This window comes from Companilactobacillus futsaii JCM 17355, assembly GCF_001435505.1.
Classification (GTDB): Bacteria; Bacillota; Bacilli; order Lactobacillales; family Lactobacillaceae; genus Companilactobacillus; species Companilactobacillus futsaii.
Map to the genome: position 1 here is coordinate 38,017 of NZ_AZDO01000137.1, position 22,205 is coordinate 60,221.

General features: G+C 36.3%; 21 protein-coding genes. 6 read left to right on the forward strand and 15 right to left on the reverse strand.

The features are described 5' to 3' along the window. Window positions 1-57 precede the first annotated feature (57 nt). On the reverse strand, window positions 58-1,170 hold the full coding sequence (locus FC88_RS10215) for a glycerate kinase (protein ID WP_057815279.1): 1,113 nt from the start codon (window positions 1,168-1,170) through the stop codon (window positions 58-60). A 64-nt stretch (window positions 1,171-1,234) separates the two neighbouring features. On the opposite strand from FC88_RS10215, the gene FC88_RS10220 reads away from it, so the two are divergent. After that, window positions 1,235-2,038, forward strand: a complete 804-nt coding sequence (locus FC88_RS10220; RefSeq protein WP_057815281.1) for a tyrosine-protein phosphatase — start codon at window positions 1,235-1,237, stop codon at window positions 2,036-2,038. Between the two features lie 243 nt (window positions 2,039-2,281). Here the strand turns inward: FC88_RS10220 and FC88_RS10225 are convergent, their stop codons facing one another. Genes FC88_RS10225 through FC88_RS10235 form a run of 3 tightly spaced genes read right to left on the reverse strand, consistent with a single transcriptional unit; the run spans window position 2,282 to window position 4,909 of the window. Further along, window positions 2,282-3,040, reverse strand: a complete 759-nt coding sequence (locus FC88_RS10225; RefSeq protein ID WP_057815283.1) for an ABC transporter ATP-binding protein — start codon at window positions 3,038-3,040, stop codon at window positions 2,282-2,284. Further along, window positions 2,985-3,932 carry an ABC transporter permease gene (locus tag FC88_RS10230; RefSeq protein ID WP_057815285.1) on the reverse strand — a complete coding sequence of 316 codons (948 nt, stop codon included), beginning with the start codon at window positions 3,930-3,932 and terminating at the stop codon, window positions 2,985-2,987. The genes FC88_RS10225 and FC88_RS10230 overlap by 56 nt, the downstream gene beginning before the upstream one ends. Window positions 3,933-3,943: 11 nt before the next feature. Next, a complete protein-coding gene (locus tag FC88_RS10235) occupies window positions 3,944-4,909 on the reverse strand; it encodes an ABC transporter substrate-binding protein (protein ID WP_057815287.1) in 966 nt (321 codons plus the stop codon). Between the two features lie 708 nt (window positions 4,910-5,617). On the opposite strand from FC88_RS10235, the gene FC88_RS10240 reads away from it, so the two are divergent. Together FC88_RS10240 and FC88_RS10245 are read left to right on the forward strand one after the other, a co-directional pair. Then, the gene (locus FC88_RS10240) at window positions 5,618-6,823 is read left to right on the forward strand and encodes an MFS transporter (RefSeq protein ID WP_057815289.1); all 1,206 of its coding nucleotides are present in this window, start codon (window positions 5,618-5,620) and stop codon (window positions 6,821-6,823) included. Between the two features lie 50 nt (window positions 6,824-6,873). Then, window positions 6,874-7,263, forward strand: a complete 390-nt coding sequence (locus FC88_RS10245) for a winged helix-turn-helix transcriptional regulator (RefSeq protein ID WP_057815293.1) — start codon at window positions 6,874-6,876, stop codon at window positions 7,261-7,263. Between the two features lie 92 nt (window positions 7,264-7,355). Here the strand turns inward: FC88_RS10245 and FC88_RS10250 are convergent, their stop codons facing one another. The 4 genes from FC88_RS10250 to FC88_RS10260 all read right to left on the reverse strand — a co-directional run bounded on the left by FC88_RS10250 (window position 7,356) and on the right by FC88_RS10260 (window position 11,645). Beyond that, a complete protein-coding gene (locus FC88_RS10250; protein ID WP_057815295.1) occupies window positions 7,356-7,541 on the reverse strand; it encodes a hypothetical protein in 186 nt (61 codons plus the stop codon). 64 nt (window positions 7,542-7,605) lie between these two features. After that, window positions 7,606-7,785, reverse strand: coding sequence for a hypothetical protein (locus FC88_RS12930; protein WP_149029783.1), 180 nt, complete (start codon window positions 7,783-7,785; stop codon window positions 7,606-7,608). Between the two features lie 674 nt (window positions 7,786-8,459). Beyond that, window positions 8,460-10,814, reverse strand: coding sequence for a phosphoketolase family protein (locus tag FC88_RS10255; protein ID WP_057815297.1), 2,355 nt, complete (start codon window positions 10,812-10,814; stop codon window positions 8,460-8,462). Window positions 10,815-10,916: 102 nt separating this feature from the next. Beyond that, the gene (locus tag FC88_RS10260; RefSeq protein ID WP_057815300.1) at window positions 10,917-11,645 is read right to left on the reverse strand and encodes a GntR family transcriptional regulator; all 729 of its coding nucleotides are present in this window, start codon (window positions 11,643-11,645) and stop codon (window positions 10,917-10,919) included. Between the two features lie 292 nt (window positions 11,646-11,937). Here FC88_RS10260 and FC88_RS10265 point away from each other — a divergent pair, with 292 nt between their 5' ends. Then, on the forward strand, window positions 11,938-12,528 hold the full coding sequence (locus tag FC88_RS10265; protein ID WP_057815301.1) for an NADPH-dependent FMN reductase: 591 nt from the start codon (window positions 11,938-11,940) through the stop codon (window positions 12,526-12,528). A gap of 53 nt (window positions 12,529-12,581) precedes the next feature. Here FC88_RS10265 and FC88_RS10270 read toward each other — a convergent pair whose 3' ends face one another. After that, the gene (locus FC88_RS10270; RefSeq protein WP_057815303.1) at window positions 12,582-13,571 is read right to left on the reverse strand and encodes a choloylglycine hydrolase family protein; all 990 of its coding nucleotides are present in this window, start codon (window positions 13,569-13,571) and stop codon (window positions 12,582-12,584) included. Window positions 13,572-13,737: 166 nt separating this feature from the next. Between FC88_RS10270 and FC88_RS10275 the strand changes: the two genes are divergently transcribed. Further along, window positions 13,738-14,676, forward strand: coding sequence for a Dyp-type peroxidase (locus tag FC88_RS10275; RefSeq protein WP_057815305.1), 939 nt, complete (start codon window positions 13,738-13,740; stop codon window positions 14,674-14,676). Between the two features lie 315 nt (window positions 14,677-14,991). Here the strand turns inward: FC88_RS10275 and FC88_RS12935 are convergent, their stop codons facing one another. Further along, window positions 14,992-15,144, reverse strand: coding sequence for a DUF6095 family protein (locus FC88_RS12935; RefSeq protein WP_157060464.1), 153 nt, complete (start codon window positions 15,142-15,144; stop codon window positions 14,992-14,994). A 188-nt stretch (window positions 15,145-15,332) separates the two neighbouring features. On the opposite strand from FC88_RS12935, the gene FC88_RS10285 reads away from it, so the two are divergent. Continuing rightward, window positions 15,333-16,451, forward strand: a complete 1,119-nt coding sequence (locus FC88_RS10285) for an SLC13 family permease (RefSeq protein ID WP_057815309.1) — start codon at window positions 15,333-15,335, stop codon at window positions 16,449-16,451. Between the two features lie 42 nt (window positions 16,452-16,493). Here the strand turns inward: FC88_RS10285 and FC88_RS10290 are convergent, their stop codons facing one another. The 5 genes from FC88_RS10290 to FC88_RS10310 form a co-directional block, all read right to left on the reverse strand. Then, window positions 16,494-17,027: a ClbS/DfsB family four-helix bundle protein gene (locus FC88_RS10290; RefSeq protein ID WP_057815391.1), complete on the reverse strand. Its 534-nt coding sequence runs from the start codon at window positions 17,025-17,027 to the stop codon at window positions 16,494-16,496. Between the two features lie 559 nt (window positions 17,028-17,586). Beyond that, window positions 17,587-19,005 (reverse strand): C69 family dipeptidase, encoded by a 1,419-nt coding sequence (locus tag FC88_RS10295; RefSeq protein WP_057815314.1) that lies wholly within the window; start codon window positions 19,003-19,005, stop codon window positions 17,587-17,589. An 18-nt stretch (window positions 19,006-19,023) separates the two neighbouring features. After that, window positions 19,024-19,890 carry an L-serine ammonia-lyase, iron-sulfur-dependent, subunit alpha gene (sdaAA, locus tag FC88_RS10300; RefSeq protein WP_057815316.1) on the reverse strand — a complete coding sequence of 289 codons (867 nt, stop codon included), beginning with the start codon at window positions 19,888-19,890 and terminating at the stop codon, window positions 19,024-19,026. Between the two features lie 11 nt (window positions 19,891-19,901). After that, window positions 19,902-20,573 carry an L-serine ammonia-lyase, iron-sulfur-dependent subunit beta gene (gene sdaAB / locus FC88_RS10305; protein ID WP_057815318.1) on the reverse strand — a complete coding sequence of 224 codons (672 nt, stop codon included), beginning with the start codon at window positions 20,571-20,573 and terminating at the stop codon, window positions 19,902-19,904. A gap of 159 nt (window positions 20,574-20,732) precedes the next feature. After that, on the reverse strand, window positions 20,733-22,169 hold the full coding sequence (locus FC88_RS10310) for a C69 family dipeptidase (RefSeq protein WP_057815320.1): 1,437 nt from the start codon (window positions 22,167-22,169) through the stop codon (window positions 20,733-20,735). Between the last annotated feature and the right edge of the window lie 36 nt (window positions 22,170-22,205).

Sequence of the window (22,205 nt, forward strand, 5' to 3'; positions counted from 1 at the left end):
AATAGATTCCTTTGTTTTAAGATTAATGCATTCAATTATATTATTCAATAAATTGTGTCATTTTAATGCCAAAAGAGTTCTTGTTAATTGATTTGCGACCGATTCATAATTCTCAAAGATAGTAATCTCATCATCGTACTCCGTCATCTGTGTGGAAAAGATGCCTGTAAACATTTGCTCGTAATTTTGAAAATTATCAACAAAATTATTACACAAAACAAAAGTCGGAATTTTCTCATCGCCAGCCGTACGACTCAAATGGTACAAGATATCATCATGCATCGATTCACCCGATATTTTATCCGTCGCAGTAATTAAAATATCAGCCGTTCGAATGATTGAATCCATCCCTGTAACTTTACTGACCCACTCAAATGATGATCGCAAAATTCGTGCATTAATCATTGCAAACGCCCCTGCCAATGTCTTGATTGAATCCGAATGTGGCATTGGGTGTACATCTAAATTATACTTCTGATTCATTTTTTCGCTAATATAAACTAAATTATCTTCCAAAAATCCTTCTTGAGCTTCATTGAGATACTCCACTTCATCACACAATTTGTAAGAACTAGAATAATTCAATAAAACGGTAATTTTAGTCCGACTGCCCAATAATTCAAAGACATCCTCTAAATCGATTCTATCAGCACTTATCAGTGGGTTTTCACCTTCTGGAACTAATTGACCATCATCATCGTAAATCTTTGCTCCTAAGGCTTGTAAAGCTCCTAAACCACCATCAGCCACTGCCGTCTTACCTAGACAAATCACAATATTTCTCAATCCACTCGTGACTGCATCGACCACTAATTCACCCATACCATAACTCGTAGCGTGGAACAACTGATTTCGACTTTTATTCTTTGCTAAATCTACGCCTACGACTTGTTCGGAATCAATAATTGCGGTATTTTGACTATCAATGCTAGTAACCAAATATTGGCCCGTCTTCTCTTCCCAAAAAGCATCAAAAAGAGACAGCTTGACCCACTTGCCACCAATAGTATGTTCAACTAAAGCTGGCATGCCATATTTACTGTCAGTTACTGGCATGGTCACAATTTCAGCACTTGGCAAAGCGCGAGAAATACCACTATAAATGGCTTGACCAATTTTTTTCGAGCTAATATGATTGCCGTATTTTCCAGGCGCAATAATGAACTTCATAATGAGGATAACTCTTCCTTTTTGTTATATATAGTACGTAGAAAAATATTGAGAGGTAATTAAGATGGCTAACGATAATGAACGTGTTTTAAACCTTGAAAAAGGCGTTAATTTCCGTGAACTTGGCGGCTACAAAACTAGTGATGGTAAAACTGTAAAATATCACAAAATATTAAGATCTGCCGGTTTGGCCGATTTGACTGACAATGATTTGAAATTTCTCAAGGATTACGGCTTAAAGATCGATGTCGACTTCCGTTCTAAGCAAGAAGTTGATAAAAAGCCTGACAAGCGTCCTAGTGGCGTTCGTTACGTTTGGGCTCCAGTATTCCAAGAGGATGAAACAAAATCATCTGAGGTCCAAAGTGAAGGCTACATCCCTGAAATCGACGGTGATCCAACTGATGGCTATGCCCACATGATTGCTGTTTACCGTGATATTATCACAGGAGATTCCGCAAAAGCAGCTTATCGTAAATTCTTTAACCAATTATTACTAAATACTGGTAAAGATGAATCATTGATCTTCCATTGCAGTGCCGGTAAAGATAGAACTGGTATGGGAGCCGTTTTCTTCTTGCAAGCTTTGGGAGTACCATTTGAAACTATTAAAGAAGATTATTTATTAACTAACAAGGCCAACAAAGAATACGTTACAAACTTACTTTCTATGTTAAAGGAAAAAGGTTACACCGATCCTGACGTACTCAGTTCAGTTCACGACTTAATGACCGTTCATACTAATTATTTAGCCACAGCTATGAGAACTATCGACAAGGAATACGGTAACATAGATAAGTATATCAAAAACGAAATAGGGGTAACTGAGTCAGAAATCAATAGTTTGAAGAAGATTTATCTCGAATAAATTTATTCTTCCAATTTTTGAAACATTGGCATCATACTTTCTTCACATTTACTCGTTATGATGTACTTGTAAGTTAAAGGAAATCAAAAAGCTTTAACTTATCCCCCCTATAAATAATCTTCATATATATAAATTAATGATTCTCACTAAAACATAACAGAACAATCCATCCTTCCCCCCTGATAAATGGATTAGAATTAAAAAGCTAGTTACTGATCTCTACTTCAGTGACTAGCTTTTTTGTTATGCAAAGGCTGCTAATAGTTGCTCTTTTTCTAAAGATTGCTTAGCTTCACCTTTAACATCTAATTTGATTTGACCATCTTGAACCATGATTAAACGGTTGCCATATTTTAAAGCATCAGACATCTTGTGTGTAATCATCATCGTCGTTAAATGTTTTCTCTGTACCATTTCATCAGTAATTTTCATGACTTCCTGACTAGTTTTAGGATCAAGTGCAGCAGTATGTTCGTCTAACAACAACAATTTTGGTTGACTTAAAGTTGCCATCAACAATGATAAAGCCTGTCTTTGACCACCAGAAAGATATTTTACTTGGGTATTCAAGAAGTTTTCTAAGCCCATATTTAAAGTTTTTAAGAGTTCTTGATATTTTTTAACATCATCCTTCTTTTGGTACCAATGTAAATTAGCTGTATTCGTATGACTTTGGGCCAAGACTAAATTTTGCAAAACGGTTAAATCTCCAGCAGTTCCCATTTTAGGATCTTGGAAGACTCGTGACATCCAACGAGACCTATAGGCAACTGATTTTTTGGAAACATTGTGATCAGCCAAGTCAATCTCTCCACTGTCAGCTGACAAAGTCCCGGCAATCGTATTTAACAATGTTGATTTACCTGCTCCATTATTGCCAATTACGGCAATGAAGTCGCCTTCGTTTACTTGTAAATTAATATTTTTTAGTACGTGACGCTCATTTTCAGTCCCGGGAAAGAATACCTTTTGTAGGTGCTGTACTTGTAGAACTTTCATCATCTTTTGCCTCCATTTGTTGTAAATATTTTTTCAATTGACGCTTGGTTTGAATCCTATTTTGGATAATTGGTACACAGATAACGACTACTAAAATAACGGCTGATAAAATCTTCAAATCATCGGCTGGGAAACCTAAGCTCATCGCTACTGTTAGCAATAACCGATAAACAATTGCCCCAACGACCATCGCTACCAATCTAGTTAAAATATTGTGACCTCGTAAAAAGATTTCTCCAACTAAAACTGAAGCTAAACCGATAACGATCGTACCAATTCCCATTCCGATATCAGCGTATCCATTACTTTGAGCAATCAAGGCTCCAGATAGGGCAATCAAACCGTTAGAGATCATGTAGCCAAAAATTATCATCCCATCAGTATTTATTCCATTAGCACTCGACATTTCTTTGTTGTTACCAGTTGCCATCAATGACAATCCTAGTCTAGTTTTGAACATCAAATACAATAAACCTACGACTAGACCAGTAACAATCAAGCCTAAAATTATCGTTTGAATATCCAAATTCCAACTTGGCAAATATTCCGTCAAAACTTTCTCATTTAGCAAAGGAACATTTGACTTTCCCATAATGTGCATGTTGATTGAATACAAACCCGTCATTGTCAAAATTCCTGCTAATAGTGAAGGAATACGCAATTTAGTGTCTAGTAATCCTGTAATCAATCCTGCTATACAACCAGCCAGAAATCCTACTAACGATGCTGTGATAGCCGTTTGGCCTTTTATCATTAAACTGACCGCTACCGCAGCCCCGAAGGGAAAACTGCCTTCAGTCGTCAAATCAGGAATATCTAAAATTCTAAATGTAATGAAAACACCTATTGCTAAGGGTGCCCACAATAATCCTTGTCCAAGACTTGAAATAATCATAAGTTTACCTCCTAAGGTTGTTTAATTTGATCAGGATTTAAGCCAATTTCTTTAGCATAAGTTTTGTTAACGTAAAGTCTTAAAGTATGTGAAGTTTCAACAGGCATATTTTGAGGCTTCTTTTTGTCGATCAAAATCTTGTAAGCCATCTTAGCTGTCTGTTTGCCTAAATCTTCATAATTGATTCCATAAGTTGCAGTTCCACCATCTTCGGCCATTTCAATTGATCCGGTAACTACAGGCAACTTAGCTTCACGAGCTTTTTTACCGATAGTCTTCATCGAGCTTGCCATCAAATTATCAGTTGGTAGATAGATTCCGGAAACTTTGTCAGCCATTCCTGATACGGCACTGGCAACATCGTTGGTACTAGTTACACTGACAACATTTAATTTCAAATTGTGATTCTTAGCATATTTTTTGACCATCTTGACTTGAAGCACGGAATTTTCTTCTGATGAGTTGTACAAGACTCCAATTGGTTTATTTCCTTTAGTCAGAGTTGTCAATAGTTTCACTTGTTTATCAACTGGTCCAAGGTCCTTAGTTCCTGTGACATTAGTACCAGGTTTCTTATCTGATTTAACCAATCCGGCACTCTGCAAATTAGTGACCGCTGTTACTACGATTGGTGTTGATTTAGTCTTCTTGGCAAGTGCTTGAGCTGATGGTGTAGCAATTCCCAAAATCAAGTCATTTTTCTTTTGTGTCAATTGTTGTGCCATCGAGTTCAAATTGGATTGATCTCCTTGAGCATTTTGATAGTTGTAATTTACTTTAATTGATTTATCGTGTTTTTTTATTTCTTGATTAAGTTCTTGTTTGAAACCTTTTCTAGCGGCATCGAGTGAACCGTGTGGCACAATCTGCAAAATACCGACATTTAATTCCTTACTTGATGTTGAATTATTAGAACATCCCACTAAAACTAAAGCCACCATGGCAATTGTTAACAAACTGATAATTGATTTTTTCATTATTTAATCCTCCCGAAGTATAAAAAAACCAGCTAGATTCAGATTAGAATCTAACTGGTTTAAATACACGGGCCCGAAATATTTTCTCCAGATAGATTCAACCCTGTATCTATCTGGCTTATTAAACATGCTTAAAAGCTTTAGCCATTCGATAGATACGAACACGTACGCGTCCGTATCCAACGAAAGGATACAAACGCTATCTAAAGAAAAAGCTAAAGGCAAATTGATTATTTAAATGTGAGTATTGATTATTAGTTTTCATAATAAAATTCCTCTTTTCAATTTACAATGAATAGTAAAGCATTTAAAAATTAGGATGTCAATAAGTTTATTAAATAATTTTAATCAAGGATATTATTGGAACTGCAGTATATTGCAAAAATTGTGTCTAACTCCATCTAGGTAGAAAAAGGACTCTAGTCGGGAGCAAAAATTCTGTGGCGGCTCAATAGCCAAATTTTCCTTAGCGATTTATCGCTTAGGTAAAGACCGAGTTTTAAGATTTTGCGCACTTGGTTTATGCAAAAGCTCAAAATCGCGTCGGCTATGTTCCAGCCAGCCACAGGATTTTTGCGGACGACGGCATATTTAGTCCATTAGGTACTTTTTAGTACCTACAGCACTTTATAGTGCGTAATTGTTTATTTATCTCAACCCCCTATACTGTTACACATACTCAAATTTTAACTATAGGGGTCAGAAATTATGAACAAGAAAATATCATCTACTTGGATTCTTTTGTCATTAGCTATCAGTGCTTTTGCCATTGGATCGACGGAATTTATTAGTGTTGGAATTATGCCTTTACTTACGAAAACTTTTGGCATTTCTCTTGTACAAGGAGGTCTAACTGTTTCCATTTACGCTACAGGAATTATGTTTGGCGCTCCAATTTTAGCTTTATTAACTAATCGTTGGGATCGCAAGAAATTACTGATTGGTATCATGATTAGTTTTATCATTGGAAATACTTTAGCAGCACTAGCTCCTAGCTTTGCGATTCTTTTGGCCGGACGTGTCATTGCTGCTTTGTCCCACGGAATTTTTATGACGATTGCATCTTTGATTGCAGCTGATGTCGTAGCTCCTAACAAACGTGCTTCAGCAATTGCCGTTATGTTTACTGGATTAACAGTTGCAACCATTACCGGTGTTCCGATTGGGACTTTTATTGGAAATACCTTCGGTTGGAGATTATCATTTTTCTTCTTAGTAGCTTTGGGATTAGTTGGTTTGATTACTAACATCATCCTCGTACCAAACGAATTACCTTTGCCTAAACCCACTAGTGTCAAAGGTATTTGGAGAATTTTAAAACAACCACAATTGCTTTTGATTCTTCTAATTACTGCTTTAGGCTACGGAGCAACTTTTCCAGTTTACACTTACCTTACAACTATCTTGAATAAGAATATGAATTGGTCGCAAAACGCCATCGTTATCATTTTGATTTTTTATGGAGTAGCCGTCGCAGTTGGTAATACTTTGGGTGGTAAATGGGCTAACAAACGTCCTTTAACTGCTCTACTCAAAATGTTTGTCGGCTTAGGTGTCGCTTTGGTTGTAATGAGATTCTTTATTAATCTTCACTTCTTAGGACTTTTAGCAGTAATGTTGTTAGGGCTATTTGCTTTCATGAATGTGCCTGGATTGCAACTTTATATCGTCCAATTAGCTGAAAAATACACACCCAATGAAGTTCCTTTGGCTTCAGCTTTGAACATCTCAGCTTTTAATGTTGGAATCACTTTAGGATCAACGATTGGCGGACAAGCCGTTGCTCACAATCAATTAGTCAACACTCCTTGGTTAGGCGTTGCCATGCTTGTCGTCGGTATTTTATTGATTGGAGTATTGATCAAAATGGAAAATAACGTCAAGGTTGAAGATTTAGATTTAGAAAATTGCTAAGAAACATTGACGGTGGTAAGATAACACTTACTTAATGGAGGAAAACTTTCATGAAACAAGCTGTTTATAATATCGGGGTTGAAAATACTATGAGAATTATCGGTGGCAAGTGGAAGCCTATCATCCTCTGTCACTTAAAGCATGGTAAGATGCGGACTGGTCAATTACGTCGTGCCATCCCTAATATCACGCAAAAAATGTTAACGCAACAACTACGAGAACTTGAAAACGATGGCATCGTTGCTCGTAAAGTTTTCAGTCAAGTTCCACCTAAGGTAGAGTATTCACTGACAGAATATGGTCACTCACTCAACAAAATCCTCGAAGAACTTTGTGTCTGGGGTGAACAAGATATTGACCGTCGTAAAGCTAATGGTGAAAACATCGTCCTCTTAAATCGCGAAGATGTTGAATATGACAAATTACCTTATGCAGACTAAAGAAACCTGAATTCATTATGAGTTCAGGCTTTTTTTGACAAAAAAAACAGACCTCAATGAGATCTGCTATCAGTTAGTCTTTATTTGATTGATTAATCAATAAATTTGAATGTATGTTTCTTTGAAATTCTATCTTCTGAGTAGACAGCTAATGCGATTGCTGCAATAGCAAATGCTGGAATGGTGTATCGACTTTGCAAAACAAATAGCATCATCAATAAAATTGCGACCACCGCCATTAGTGCTACTTTCATGAATTTTACGTTTCTTGTTGTCATAACATCCACCCCTTAGTGTCTTTTTCTTTTTTCCATAGATGACAATACCATGCTAAAAAAGGTTTTACAACCCTTTTACACCGGCGTTTAGACGACTATTTACAACTGTCATTTCTTTTCTAATAAACCAAGTGGTACTCTTAAAATGAATTAAAGATTTCTTACTACTGGCAGTATGTTTTTGAAAATCATTCAAATTATTTTGAAATCTTTTCTTAGAATTCTTAAAACTAAACTTAGACAATTATTTTTAAACTTATTTATGCCACAAGCACTGATATGGTGGTCTTTGTGGACAGTTGTTTATTTATTGTGAACAGTATTTTTTAATTTATATTTCTAATTTTTCTAATATATTTTGAATAAGGATGCCGTCGTCCGCGAAAATCCTGTGGCTGGCTGGAACATAGCCGACGCGATTTTGAGCTTTTGCATAAACCAAGTGCGCAAAATCTCAAAACTCGGTCTTTCACTAGGCAATAAATTGCCAAGAGAAAATTTGGCTATTGAGCCGCCACAGGATTTTCGCTACCGACTAGAGTCCATCTTCTATTTAGATAGAATCAAACATATACTTTCTGAATAACTACTTTATTCCTTTGTGACACCATAAAAAAATAGAAGATATTACTAGAAATACAGCAATATACTGTAATTTCAATAATATCTTCTATTAATTTTCTGAAGTAACTTATATAAAGATAGAAATCACTATCTAGTCGGGAGCGAGGTACTGGAAAATGCTCAGTCGTGAAATTCCACTTAGCGATTTATCGCTTAGTGAAAGCCCAAACTTGAAGCCTTTGCCCGGTTTTGGTCTTAGCAAAGGCTCCAAGTTGTGGCCACCGCATTCTGCGTTTTCCAGTGCTGAACGGACGACGGCAGCTTAACACTTCACACTATAATCGATTATCTATCCTAAACATCCCAAGTCCAATCATTAACTTCTGGCAAGTCATCACCATACTCACGGATGTACTTGTTGTGTTTGTCAACTTTAGCTTCCATTTCGTCAGCAAAGTCACTAGCAGCGTCACCTTGAACAGCAACGGCAGCAACTTCTGCCAAGTGGAAACGATCCATTTGATTTACCACACGCATGTCAAATGGAGTTGTAATATCACCATTTTCACGATAGCCATGAACGTATAAGTTGTGATTGTCACGGTCAAAGAAGATTTCCTTAATGATGTCTTCAAAGCCATGGAATGCGAATAGAACTGGTTTATCAACAGTAAAGATTTCATTGAATTGTTCATCAGTCAATCCACGAGGGTCAACCCTTGGTGATCTCAACTTCAACAAGTCAACAACGTTAACGAATCTAATCTTGAGCTCTGGTTTAGCTTTTCTCAAAATACTGATAGCAGCTAATGATTCAAGGTTTGGTTCTGTTCCAGCAGCAGCGATAACGATGTCTGGGTCACCGTTATCATTTGATGCCCAATCAATTACCTTAAGACCTTTATCAGCTAACTCTTGACCTTCTTCAATTGAGTAGAATTGGAGTCTAGGTTGTTTTGAAGTTACCAATAAGTTGATTTTTTCTTGATCATCCAAAATCTTAGGCATAACAGCAAGCAATGAGTTCGTGTCAGCAGGGAAATATTCGCGAATGTATTCAGGTTTCTTTTCAGCTAAGTGAGTAATGATACCTGGATCTTGGTGAGTATAACCGTTGTGATCTTGTTGGAAAGCTGTTGATGTAGCAATAACGTTTAGTGATGGATACTTGTTTCTCCAACTCAATTCGTTAGCTTTTCTCAACCACTTGAAGTGTTGCGTCAACATTGAATCGACAACTCTCAAGAAAGCTTCATAACTTGGGAAAATACCGTGACGTCCTGTCAAAGTATAACCTTCGTTAAATCCTTCAGCTTGGTGTTCTGAAAGTTGAGAATCGATGATACGGCCAACTGGAGCTTCAAATTGATCATTTGGTTCCTTAACTGGTTCCATCCATTGACGAGGTGAAGCATCAAATGCGCCGTAAAGACGGTTTGACATCGTTTCATCAGGTCCAAAGATTCTAAAGTTCTTTTCATTATTCTTAATGACATCGCCGAGATACTTACCTAGTTCAATCATATCTTGAGCAATTTTAGTACCTGGTTTGTCAAATTTCAAAGCGTAATTCTTGTAGTCTGGAAGTTTCAATGGTTTAGGATCAACTCCACCATTTACGATAGGATTCATAGCCATCCTTGCTTGTCCCTTAGGAATAATAGCAGCGATGTCACTATCCAATTTACCATTTTCATCAAATAGTTCTTCTGGTTTGTAAGATTCTAGCCATTCAACTAATTTATCAGCGTGTTGCATATCATTTTGATCAACAGGAATTGGAATTTGGTGAGCTCTAAATGAGCCTTCAATTGGTTCACCATCCCAAGTCTTAGGACCAGTCCAGCCCTTAGGAGCACGGAAAATGATTACCGGCCACTTAGGCATCTTAGCTTCTGATGCAGGGTGTTTTCTAGCTTCCGTTTGAATAGCTTCAATTTTTTCAATAGCTTTATCCATAACTTTAGCCATTTCAGGATGCATCTTTTGTGGGTCATCGCCTTCAACAAACATTGGATCCCAACCCATACCTTCAAAGTACTTAGTCAAATCTTCATCGCTCTTACGTGACAAGATTGTAGGGTTAGAAATCTTAAAACCGTTTAGATTTAGAATTGGCAAAACAGCACCGTCATTAACCGGATTAATGAAAGTATTTGAGAACCATGAAGCAGCCAAAGGACCCGTTTCTGATTCACCATCACCAATGACTACTGCGGCAATCTGATCAGGATTATCAAGTATAGCCCCGACACCGTGTGATAGAGAATAACCTAATTCTCCACCTTCATGCATTGAGCCTGGTGTTTCTGGAGCAGCATGAGAAGCAACCCCACCAGGGAATGAAAATTGTTTAAAGAGTTTTTGCATACCCTTAGTATCTTGGGTAATTTCTGGATAGATTTCTGTATAACTACCATCGAGGTAAGAATTAGAAACCATTACTTGACCACCATGACCAGGGCCTTCAATATAGAACATCTTCAAACCGTATTTATTAATAACACGATTCAAATGAGCGTAAATAAAGTTTTGTCCAGCAATAGTTCCCCAGTGTCCGATTGGGTGAACTTTGACATCACTAGCTTTTAATTCACGTCTTAATAATGGATTATCTTTTAAATATAATTGACCAACAGAAACGTAGTTTGCTGCTCGCCAGTATTTATCGATTAAATTTAAGTATTCTTTTGATGAGTAATCTGTCATTCCAGCACACACTCCTTATGTATTTACAATTGTAATGATAGCGAGAACTATAGCAAAAGTCAACCATTTTGAAAATTGGTGCGTTCCAATGTTTGTAAACTCTTACTTATTGGCTAAATCAACGAAAGAATCATATTTGAAGTATTTATAATGTAGTTTCATTGTCGAAAATTCAAAAGGAGTTCCATCGTCTAAAAAGAAAATTCCTTCCATCAAGCCAACGGGCTCATTATCAGCTAAATTCAACAATTCTTTCCCTTCTGCATCCGAAGGTTCAGCCGAAATATTCAAATACGTCTTGTTAACTTCTTTGCCTAGTTCAGATTCTACATAATTAAAGATAGATTCAGAAGCAATTTGCTCTGACAATTCTGGTGCTAATTTGATAGGAATGTAACCAGTTTCAATCATGAATGGTACATCATCCAAAGACCGTAAACGTTTGAAAGCATAAACGAATTCACTAGGCTTTAAAAACAAATTATCTTGCAAATCTTTATCTGGATGAACCACGTCAAATTGCAAAACCTTTACGCCCGGTTTTTGACCATTAGCGTTGAAACTATCTGTAATACCAAGATTTTTACCACTGTAGTTAAATGATGAACCTTGTTTTAAATACAATGGATTAACAAAAGTCCCAGATCCACGCTTCTTAAAGATAATCCCTTGATCAGCCATCAATCCTAAAGCACGCTTGATTGAACTTCGACTAACTTTATAGCTTTCGGCTAGAGATCTTTCATCAGGTAAACGCATATCCGAGAACTCTCCACTATCAATTGCTTTTTTTAATGATGTAATAATTTTTTGATAAACTAAATCAGCCATAACTTTTCCTCATTTCATAAATTGGGTCGCACCAATTATAAACATGGTGATTATTTTTCTTTCTAAGTATATCCTATACCGTATTGAACTTACATACCAAAAAAATATTGGTCCTTAATTTAGATCAATGTAATACGCCGTCCTCCATAGCAAAGAAAATTTGGCTGGAACGTAGTGGGCACGACTGAGCCAATTTTCTTTGCTATTCCGGACTAGATAGTAGTTTTTATTTTTTATCATTTGCATTATCTTTACATCTAGATATAACATTTATATATGAGAGGTATACATTATGGGAATAAAAATTGGAATCATTTTAGGAACAACGCGCCACAATTCACTTGGTAGTAAGATTTTTAAATACTTACAAAAAACAATTCAAAGTAATGCTGACGTGGAATACAATTGGATAAAACTTAGTGACTACCCTTTGCCACTTTACGATCATGAAGAGACTCCTTTGGAAGACCACATTCACGACTTGACCAGCGTCGAAAGTGATTGGCTAAAAAAATTGAACCAGCAAGATGGATATTTAATTTTGACACCGGAATATGATCACGCCATTACTGGAGCTTTGAAAAATGCCCTTGATTTAGTGGGTCCAGAAGTCAATCGCAAACCTGTTTTGACAATTGCCTATTCACATTTCAGCGATGGTGGTATATTGGCAGCTCAGTCAATCGTACCAATACTTCAAATGCTGAAAATGATTGTTCTGCCAACGCCGGTCTTATTGTGGAATGCTGATGATAATTTCACTGAAGATGGAACTTTATTGGACGTTAAAAACAGCGACCATTTTGCCAAACGTTTGAATGAAGCCGTTAATGAAATTAATTTCTACACTTCAGTTTTGAAGAATAATCCTTTTGCCAAATAAAAAGCATCTATAAGTGCAATCCTTAACGGATTTTACTTATAGATGCCTATTTTTTAGTTCAAAGCTTCAAATTCTTGATCTAAACTAATTGGAAATTCTTTTGGTTCTTTTTGATTCTTAATCAAATCGTCAGTCATTTTAGTAGCATAAACTTTGCGATTGCCATAAGGAACGAAATACATAATCTTGTTAGTCAAATCCAAAACTGTTTGGTATTGAGTATAGCTGGATTCCCCATTGTCCTTAATATTAACACCGCGTGGAATCGTCACACTATCAAGCATGTGCAAAATTGTATTAACGGCTTGCTTATTATCCTTAGGTGCTTCAGAAGCATTGCGAATAAAGGCGGTTCTGACAAAACGGTCAACGGCAGTGTACCCACCAGGTAATCTGAAAGTACCATTTTGACCTAATGGAATGACTTCTTCATCACCAAATTTTTTAGCACCAAAATTAGTCGTTTGAGCACCTAAATAGTTAGCCAAATTAGTCTTGTGCCAATTGTAATCAGGAGTATTAGTCAATACGCCAACTTTGTCTTCTTGAAGTACTAAGCCATTTCCCTCTGGTTCCAAGATGTAAATTGCACCAGTGGCATCACTAAAAATAAAGTGCAATGGTTGATTTTGTCCCATTACTCCGGCATTTGATTCAATTAGGTGAACTTGTTTAATATTTTCTTTCAAATCTTCAATTGATTTGTTGTTACCTAAAGCCCAAAGAATAAATTCTTCAGCGACTAAATTGATTTCACCTTCAGTTGGTTTTGTTTCATATTTAGCAGCGTGAGAAAAATACAATTCTGCTGCTGATAATCCATATTCGTTGAAACCGTCAGCCACCATATAGTTACTACCATATTTAGCGCCCGTCCCCATAACAGCGTAATCACTTGTATAAGTTTTCTTATCATAAGAAGAAATCCATTTATATTCTTGAGGCAAAAATGTTGGTCTGCCATTTAATTCAAAAGCAAAATCCATTGTTCTAGCTAAAAATTTTGAGCCATCTAAAGCCCCTAAGCTAAGACTCGTACACATATATCTGTACTTCCTTTCGGGAATTATCAAAATTCATTATTAAATTAATTATTCTCTTAATTAAGAACATTATCAAGAATTTTATTTTGTAGATTTTAAATATAACTCTTTTGATACGGATATGATAAAGTATGAGTGTATAAACAAATATTCCGGAGGTAATTTCATGACAGTCGATATAAAAAAAGCTCAAGATGTGTATAAAGATGCCGGCGAAAGTGTTATTTTTACAACCTTGATGCTTAATCACAAAGATTTGAAAACCGAAAAGGATGCCATTGCAGAATTTTCTGATATGTCCAATTCAATTATTAATAGTATGAGAATTCGTGACCCAGAAGCTCAAGCTCACATTGCTTGGGGATTTGGATCAGATGCTTGGGACTATCTTTTCCCAAATGCTCCAAAACCAAAAGAATTAGAGAACTTTAAGGAAATCAAAGGTCCTAAATACACCGCTGTTTCAACACCCGGTGATATTTTTATTCATGTCCGTTCTAAGAAAATGGCCGTTTGCTATGAATTAATGGATCAATTTATGGGTATTTTACGTCCAATCACTTCAGTTGAAGATGAAACTCATGGTTTTAGATACATCGAAGGACGAGCAATTATTGGTTTTATCGATGGAACAGAAAATCCAGCTGGTATTGAATCAATGGATTATACCTTGATTGATGACGATCCTGAATTTAACAATGGCTCATATGCTTTTGCTCAAAAATATATTCACAACATGGAAGCTTGGAAGAGCCTCAAAACTGAAGATCAAGAAAAGGCTATTGGACGTCACAAGTTCTCTGATCGTGAATTGGATGACGATGAGAAGTTGCCTAATGCGCATAACGTTGCTTCCAAAGATGAAGAAGGTGGCGTCGAACATAAAATCGTCAGAATGAATGTACCTTTCTCTGACCCTGCCAAAGACATCACCGGAACTTATTTCATCGGTTACTCCAAAGATTTTGCCGTAACTAATCGAATGTTAACGAATATGTTTACTAAGAGTGATCGTTTACTTGATTTCAGTACTCCAATCACTGGTAACTTATTCTTCATTCCTTCAAAGACGACTCTTGAAAAAATTGCTGATGGAGATTATTAAAATAAAATAATTAGATAAAAAATGGGAGAAGTTGGTCGTTTAGACTAACCTCTCCCATTTTTGCGGTTTTATTTTTCATTTTTTAGAACTAAATCGCCACAAGTTCCTTACAAATAGTAATGCTAAAAAAAGCATCAATAATCCTGAAAATGCTAAGGAGATTCTTCCAAAGAAAAATCCAGGATCAACGGTCATCTCAATCACACTGACGAGCATTGAGACAAGGACCAAAAGAGATGTGCGTCTCAAAATCATGGAAATCCCTCCCCTATTTGATAGGTCGATTATAACAATTTCTATTTTATTTGGCATTAATTATTTTGGAAAGATAACGAAAATTGCAGCAAAAAAAATTGCCACGCCAATCGACAAGGTTAGGTAATATACCGATTCCTTTTTTGCTTTAAATGATATTGTCATTATAGCAATTCCAATGACAAACATTAAAATCGATAAAATTATTTGCATTTATTCCTCTCCCTCATGTTAATATTTAATATAGTTAGGTTATAATACATAATGCTTTTTATATAAAAATATTTTCAAAAATCTAACAATCTGAAACTAATTTGGTATTTTTTATATAATTATCTTTTTTAACGGTACTTTTATCTTTATACTAGATAAGGTACTTCTTTTTTGTAGGGGAAACGTAAATGGCCGTATTAAAACGTGTATTTTCAGATAGAGTGTTGTGGATAGCTGGAGCAGCAGCAATTTTAACATCTATCTTCATCAGTCCACCACAGATGATGGACATCAATTGGAAGACACTTGCATCACTACTATCTATGATGATTATAATCCAAATCTATGATTATTTGGACTTTCTAAAATATTACGCGGCGTATATGACACACAAAGCCAAAACGACGCGACAGATGATATTTATGTTAGCTTCTCTAGCATTTTTTGGAGCTATGTTCTTAACAAACGATGTTACAATTCTAACTTTGGTTCCTTTATTTTACCAGTTATCTAAGCATATAAAAGTTAATCCAATTTTTCCAGTCATAATTATTGCTATGGCGGCTAATCTTGGAAGTATGTTTACACCATTTGGTAATACTCACAACCTATTCTTGTTGACACATTTCAACCTAGGTATCAAGCAATTCTTTATTATGTCAACTCCAATAACGATTATTACTTTTACAGCAATTTTTCTAACAACTCGCTTTTTTCCAAAAGATCCAATTGAGCTGACTGAATTGCCTGCTGTTGAATTAAATATTCCAAGTTTATCTTTAACAGTGGCAGTAACAATAGTAATATTTTTGGGGATTTTTTCTGTTATCCCAATGTGGGGATCATTGATCGCGGCTTTACTATTAGTAATTTTCATCAATCCGCGTATTTTAGCATCTGTTGATTATTCAATTGTATTGATTTTCATGTGTTTCTTTATTGCCGTTGGTAATATTAACCGTGAACCAGCAATTGTTAATAATCTACACCAGTTTTTACAAACAAGAACTAGTACATACTTAACATCGATTATAACTAGTCAATTTATTAGTAATGTTCCAACTACGATTTTAGTTTCTAAATTCTCCAAATACGTTCATGCTATTTTCTTAGGTACGAATATTGGTGGATTGGGAACTGTCGTCGGTTCACTAGCTAATCTTTTGGCTTTCAAACAATATAGATTTTTCTTCAAGAAGAATCCTGGCAAATACCTCATGTACTTTACGATCATCAATTTTACTATGTTGATAATCATTGGAACAATTGGTTATTTCTTAATTGATTTTGGTCTGCCAGCTAAATAAAATAACCTTTTGTTTTTTTACGACAATCAAAAGGTTATTTTTTTATGAGTTAACAGGATTCTTCTTTCTTAAATTGAAATTCTTCCATTTTCTCACTTGTCTACTGTAATTGTTGAATGGTGAAACGGCGTTGATTCTAATCCACTTTGCAACTGGCCACATTGCTTTAGTAGTAGCCCATTTGCGCTCTCCTGGTTTGAAAAGTTCGTCATGAGACATGTTTTCGATCCATGAAACTAATTCATCGACCACGCTACTCAATTCCTCTTCCTCATTTTCCAAACCGTTTGAACCGTATTTGATATTAAAATCATGATATAACTGACGCATTTGATCCCACTTATATCCAGGAGTTGGCGTCGTGATATTTTCACCACTAGCTTCTGCTTTCTCCCAAGATAAAATCATGTTGATCCAACCGAGTTGATAAGAGAGCATTTCACGTGGAGTTTTATCCACTTGCTCAATTCTTTCATCGGCTACATCGTCACTTATACCCTCGTATTCATCAATGAACTTGTGATAACTCTCTCTAATTTGGTCTATCAATTCTTGTGAATTTTTATATACCTGCATGCCTTCGCTACCTTTCATTGATTTTTGATTCCCAATCCGGGAAGTCTCCAATCTCTATTATAGACTGAATTTTGTCACTTTGGGTAAAAAAAGCTCATGATATAGCAAGTTTTTAGTGAGAAAGCGTTTTATTTGTGTTATATTAAAAAGTTATACAATTTTTTCAAGGAAAATTTGCCGTCGTCCGCAAAAATCCTGTGGCTGGCTGGATAGAATCAGACACATACTTTTTGAATAATTAATATATTTCTTTATAGCATTACATAAAAAAAGAAGATACTACTAGAACCACAGCAATATACTGTAATTTCAATAATATCTTCTATTAATTTTCTGAAGTAATTTATATAAAGATAGAAACCACTATCTAGTCGGGAGTGAGGTCCTGGAAAATGCTCAGCCGTGAAATTTTTGTTAGCAATTTATTGCTTACAAAAAGCCCAATCTTGAAGACTTTGCCCGGGTCTGGTCTTAGCAAAGGTTCCAAGTTGTGGCCACAGCGTTCCAGCAATTTTCCAGGGCCGAACGGACGACGGCAGCTTAATCCTCAATTAAAATATTAAAGATTTGGATCCATCTTAAAGGTCAACTTACTCAATTCAGTTCCCTTAGTAATCAAATCAGCAATATGTTCTTTAGTAGCTTTATTAAAGTGCTCAGCTATCACATGATTTTGTTCCGTTAAGAAACTTGTCAACTCTTCACCTGACTTAGAAGTGGCCGCAATTTCAACGCCAAAGACCTTTCTTCTAGCCCACTGTGCTAATTTCTTTCGATAGTCCAAATTAGGCTCTACAAACTCCGTGTAATGACTTTCAACTATCATGGCCAATGTTTCATACATCCAGTAAGCACTCTTCATATCTAATTTCTCAGGCACGTAGCTATATGTTTCGTCAATATCATTAGCATTAGTAAAGAATGGTACATAAGGACTGAAACTCGGAATTCCTAAGGCTTTCCACTCGATGCCGCCGATATTAGTTTTTGATGCTTTTGGCAATTGTAGAATATGAGAATTGGCTGTTCTGGATAAAGAAATGGCACGATACTTTTTACTATTTTTGCCTGTACTCATTGGATCGAATTCAGTTTCATCATAATGCGATGCTAAAACCGCTTGAATATCTTCGACCGAAATCTTCTTTTCTGGTTTTCTCAAAAATGGTAAATTTGAAGATTCTGGATCTTGTTCAATCGCTGGATTGAGCATTTTTTGACCATACCAAACTCGTGGTGTGTTGTAATGACGATCTTGTTTTGTATCAGTTCCAAAGATATGTCTAAAATTAAAGCCTTCAAAATCAGGATTCAAATTATTATCAACTACGAACTCTTGAATTCCTTTAGACCACATGAAATTATCAGGATCATTAAAGTCAATTTCTTCAATTCCAATTTGATTGGCAGCTACGGCATAACTGTCATCAGGAATCCTAATTGCTACCCAGTGATGACCAGTTGCTAATTCAACGTACCAAATTTCATCTTGATCAAAAAATTGCACACCGTTACCTTCAGCTGAGCCGTATTTTTCAATTAAATTTCCTAAATATTCAACTCCTTGGCGTGCAGAATCAATATATGGCAAAACCAATGTTGTCATAGAGTCCTCCGCTACTCCTTCAGGAACTAAGGGATCATAGGCTAAAACCAATTCATTAGCAAAGACACTCTCGGTGGCACTCATCCCAACATTCTTTTCGTTGATACCATCTTCTTCATACCAACCTTCATCTTGATTGGCATCAGGTGAACTAGTATAGCGATAAGCTTTTTCAGGTAATTCAACGGTTAATTTATTGTATGGAGAAACGTAATTCTCATGGCGATTTTCAACTGCTGGTTGGACGAAAAATCTCTTAGGCCAATTAGCAACGTAATTATCTTCATTTCTAGCTATAAAGTTAGATCCATCCTGAGCTGCTTTTTTTCCGACCATAATTGAGGTACAGGCCGCATGTTTATGTTGTTTCATTTTTAATCCACCCTTCAATTAATCACCAAATATTTCTTTTTTCAATTTCAAAGCAGTTGGTGTAGTAGCTAAACCACCTTCAGCTGTTTCTTTGAAAATAGATGGCATTTGTTGGCCGACTTTGTGCATCGCTTCAACGACTTCGTCAACTGGAATAACACTCTTGATGCCAGCTAACGCCATATCTGCGGAGATCATTGCTTGTGAAGATCCAAGGGCATTTCTTTTAACGCAAGGAACCTCAACTAACCCTGCTACTGGGTCACAAACTAGTCCCATCATGTTTTGTAAAGTAATCGAAATTGCTTCGGCGGCTTGTTGGGCACTGCCACCTTTAGCACAAACTAAGGCAGCCGATGCCATTGCCGCAGCTGATCCAACTTCTGCCTGACAACCACCCTCAGCTCCGGCAATCGATGAATTATTAGCAATCACCAAACCAAAAGCTCCAGCGGTGAATAAGAAGTCCACTTGCTGGTCTCTAGTCATCTTCAATCTATCTCTAACGGCAACTAAAACTCCAGCTAAAACTCCAGCACTTCCGGCTGTTGGCGTGGCACAAATCAGACCCATTTTGGCGTTGACTTCATTGACAGCGACCGCATTTCTGACAGCTTCCAAAATCGGTTCACCACTTAAAAAGTCACCTTTTTTGATATATTCGTTCATCAATTTAGCATCCCCACCAGTCAAACCAGTAACGGATTTAACTCCAGCAACACCTTCTTGAATCGACTGTTCCATAACTCCTAAATTACGTTCCATTTGTGAGCGGATGAATTCTTTACTACGATTCGTGTTTTCCATCTCAGTTTGAACCATCAAGTCAGCAACGGAATCGTATTTAGCACTTTTTTCAACTAATTCTTTAATTGTATAAAACATCTTTTTATCCCCTATTCAAAATACGTTGCATTATCGACATGTGGTAATGACTCCAATTGTTTCAAAATATCTTCACGATTACGACGTTCATCAACTTCGATGATCATGATGGCTTTTTCACCCTTAGAAGCTCGAGTAACAGTCATTGTTCCAATATTAATATTAAAGTCAGAAAAGACATTGGTAACTTTGGCAATCATTCCCGCAACATCTTGATGAACTGTAATATAAGTAGGTGTTCCTAAACTCAAAGACATCTTGAAACCATTGATTTCAGAAATTTGAATATTTCCACCACCGATAGAAACACCAGTAACTGACAATTCATGGTCTCCCTTGACAAGGGTGATTTTGGCAGTATTAGGGTGAGCTACTTTGTCACTCTTAGGCACAAAAGCCACCTTAATTCCTGATTCATAGGCAATTTTCAAAGAATCAGACAAACGTCTATCATCTGGTTCCATTCCTAACAAGCCACCAACAATAGCTACATCAGTTCCGTGGCCACGATAAGTTTTGGCAAAGGATTCATACAGATCTATGGTGATTTTGTCAGGCTTTTCACCGAAGATATCATGGACTACTTTTCCGATTCGAGCAGCACCAGCAGTATGAGAACTACTTGGACCAACCATCACTGGTCCGATAATATCGAAAACACTTTTAAAACGTACATCTTTCATGATAATTTCCCCTATTTTATATTAATTAAAGTTTACAATTATTAGTTGGTAAATTCATTAATATTTTTGTTTATTAGACAAAATAACGGTAAATACTCTCTATGATTTGAGGGTATTTGCCGTTATTTTTTTAAGGAATTTAAGTTTTAAAAAATTATTTTAAAGATTTGGATCCATCTTGAATGTCAACTTACTCAATTCAGTTCCCTTAGTAACCAAATCAGCAATGTGAGCTTTTGTTTCGTCATTGTAATGTTTTACAATTTCATGATTTTGTTCTGTTAAGTAGTCTGTCAAAACCTCTCCTGACATTGTAACGGCCTTTTTATCCACTTCAGCAATCTTTCTTCTTGCCCATTCTGATAATTTCTTTTGATAGTCGAGGTTTGGTTCAGTGAATTCATTGTAGTGACTTTCTACGACCATAGCCAATGTTTCATACATCCAGTAGGCGCTCTTCATATCGAGTTTTTCTGGTGTGTAACTGTATGATTCATCAATATCGTTGGCATTTGTAAAGAATGGAACTTGTGGACAGAAGCTTGGTACACCAAATCCAGTCCATTCAACCCCAGCAGCACCATTCTTATCTGAATCTCTCATTTGAAGAATATGAGAGTTAGCAGTACGTGACAACGAAATAGCACGATAAGTTCTTCTTTCATGTTCAGTACCATTTCCTAGTGGATCGTACTTTGTTTCATTATAGTGTGACTTCAAAATGTATTGAATATCTTCTACAGAAATTTTCTTTTCAGCTTTTCTAATGAATGGAAGCTCTGGTGATTCTGGATCTTGAGTGTCATCAGATGGATTCAAATAACGTTGTGCAAACCAGACACGTGGTGTGTTGTAGTGGTGGTCTTGTTCCGTATTTGTACCAAAGATATGTCTGAAGTCCCAACGGTCAAAGTCTGGGTTTAGTCCGTGTTCTTCAACGAATTCTTGAATCCCGTCAGCCCACATGTAGTTATCTGGGTCATTAAAGTCAATGTCTTGAATAGCAACTTGGTTAGCAGCTACAGCATAGCAATCATCAGGAATTCTTACAGCTACCCATTGGTGTCCAGTAACAACTTCCATGTACCAAACTTCATCCTTATCAATGAATTGGAGTCCGTTACCTTCTGCTGATCCATATTTGGCAACTAATTTACCTAAATATTTAACACCATCGCGAGCTGAGTCGATATATGGCAAAACTAAAGTTGCAAGTGAGTCTTCAGCTAAACCATTTTTGATGTATGGATCAAAAGCCAAAACTTTTTCGTTGGCATAAACACTTTCAGTTGCACTAAGGCCAACATTTTTTTCGTTGAATCCATCTTCTTCATTAGGACCAGTACTTTGGTCAGCATCTAGTGTTGAAGTATAGCGATAACCACTTTCTGGATAAGGTGCAGTCATCTTATTATATGGTGAAACATAAGTTTCGTGACGACCTGAAACTGCCGGTTGAACGATAATTCGTTTTCTATAAATAGCGTTAAGACGATCTTCGTTTCTGGAAATATAGGTTGCCCCATCCATTGAAGCCTTTTTACCTACCATCATTGATGTGCATGCTGATGATTCAATACGATCTAGCTCTGTCATTTTTAAGTCCCCCAGTATAAATTTTTATTATATATA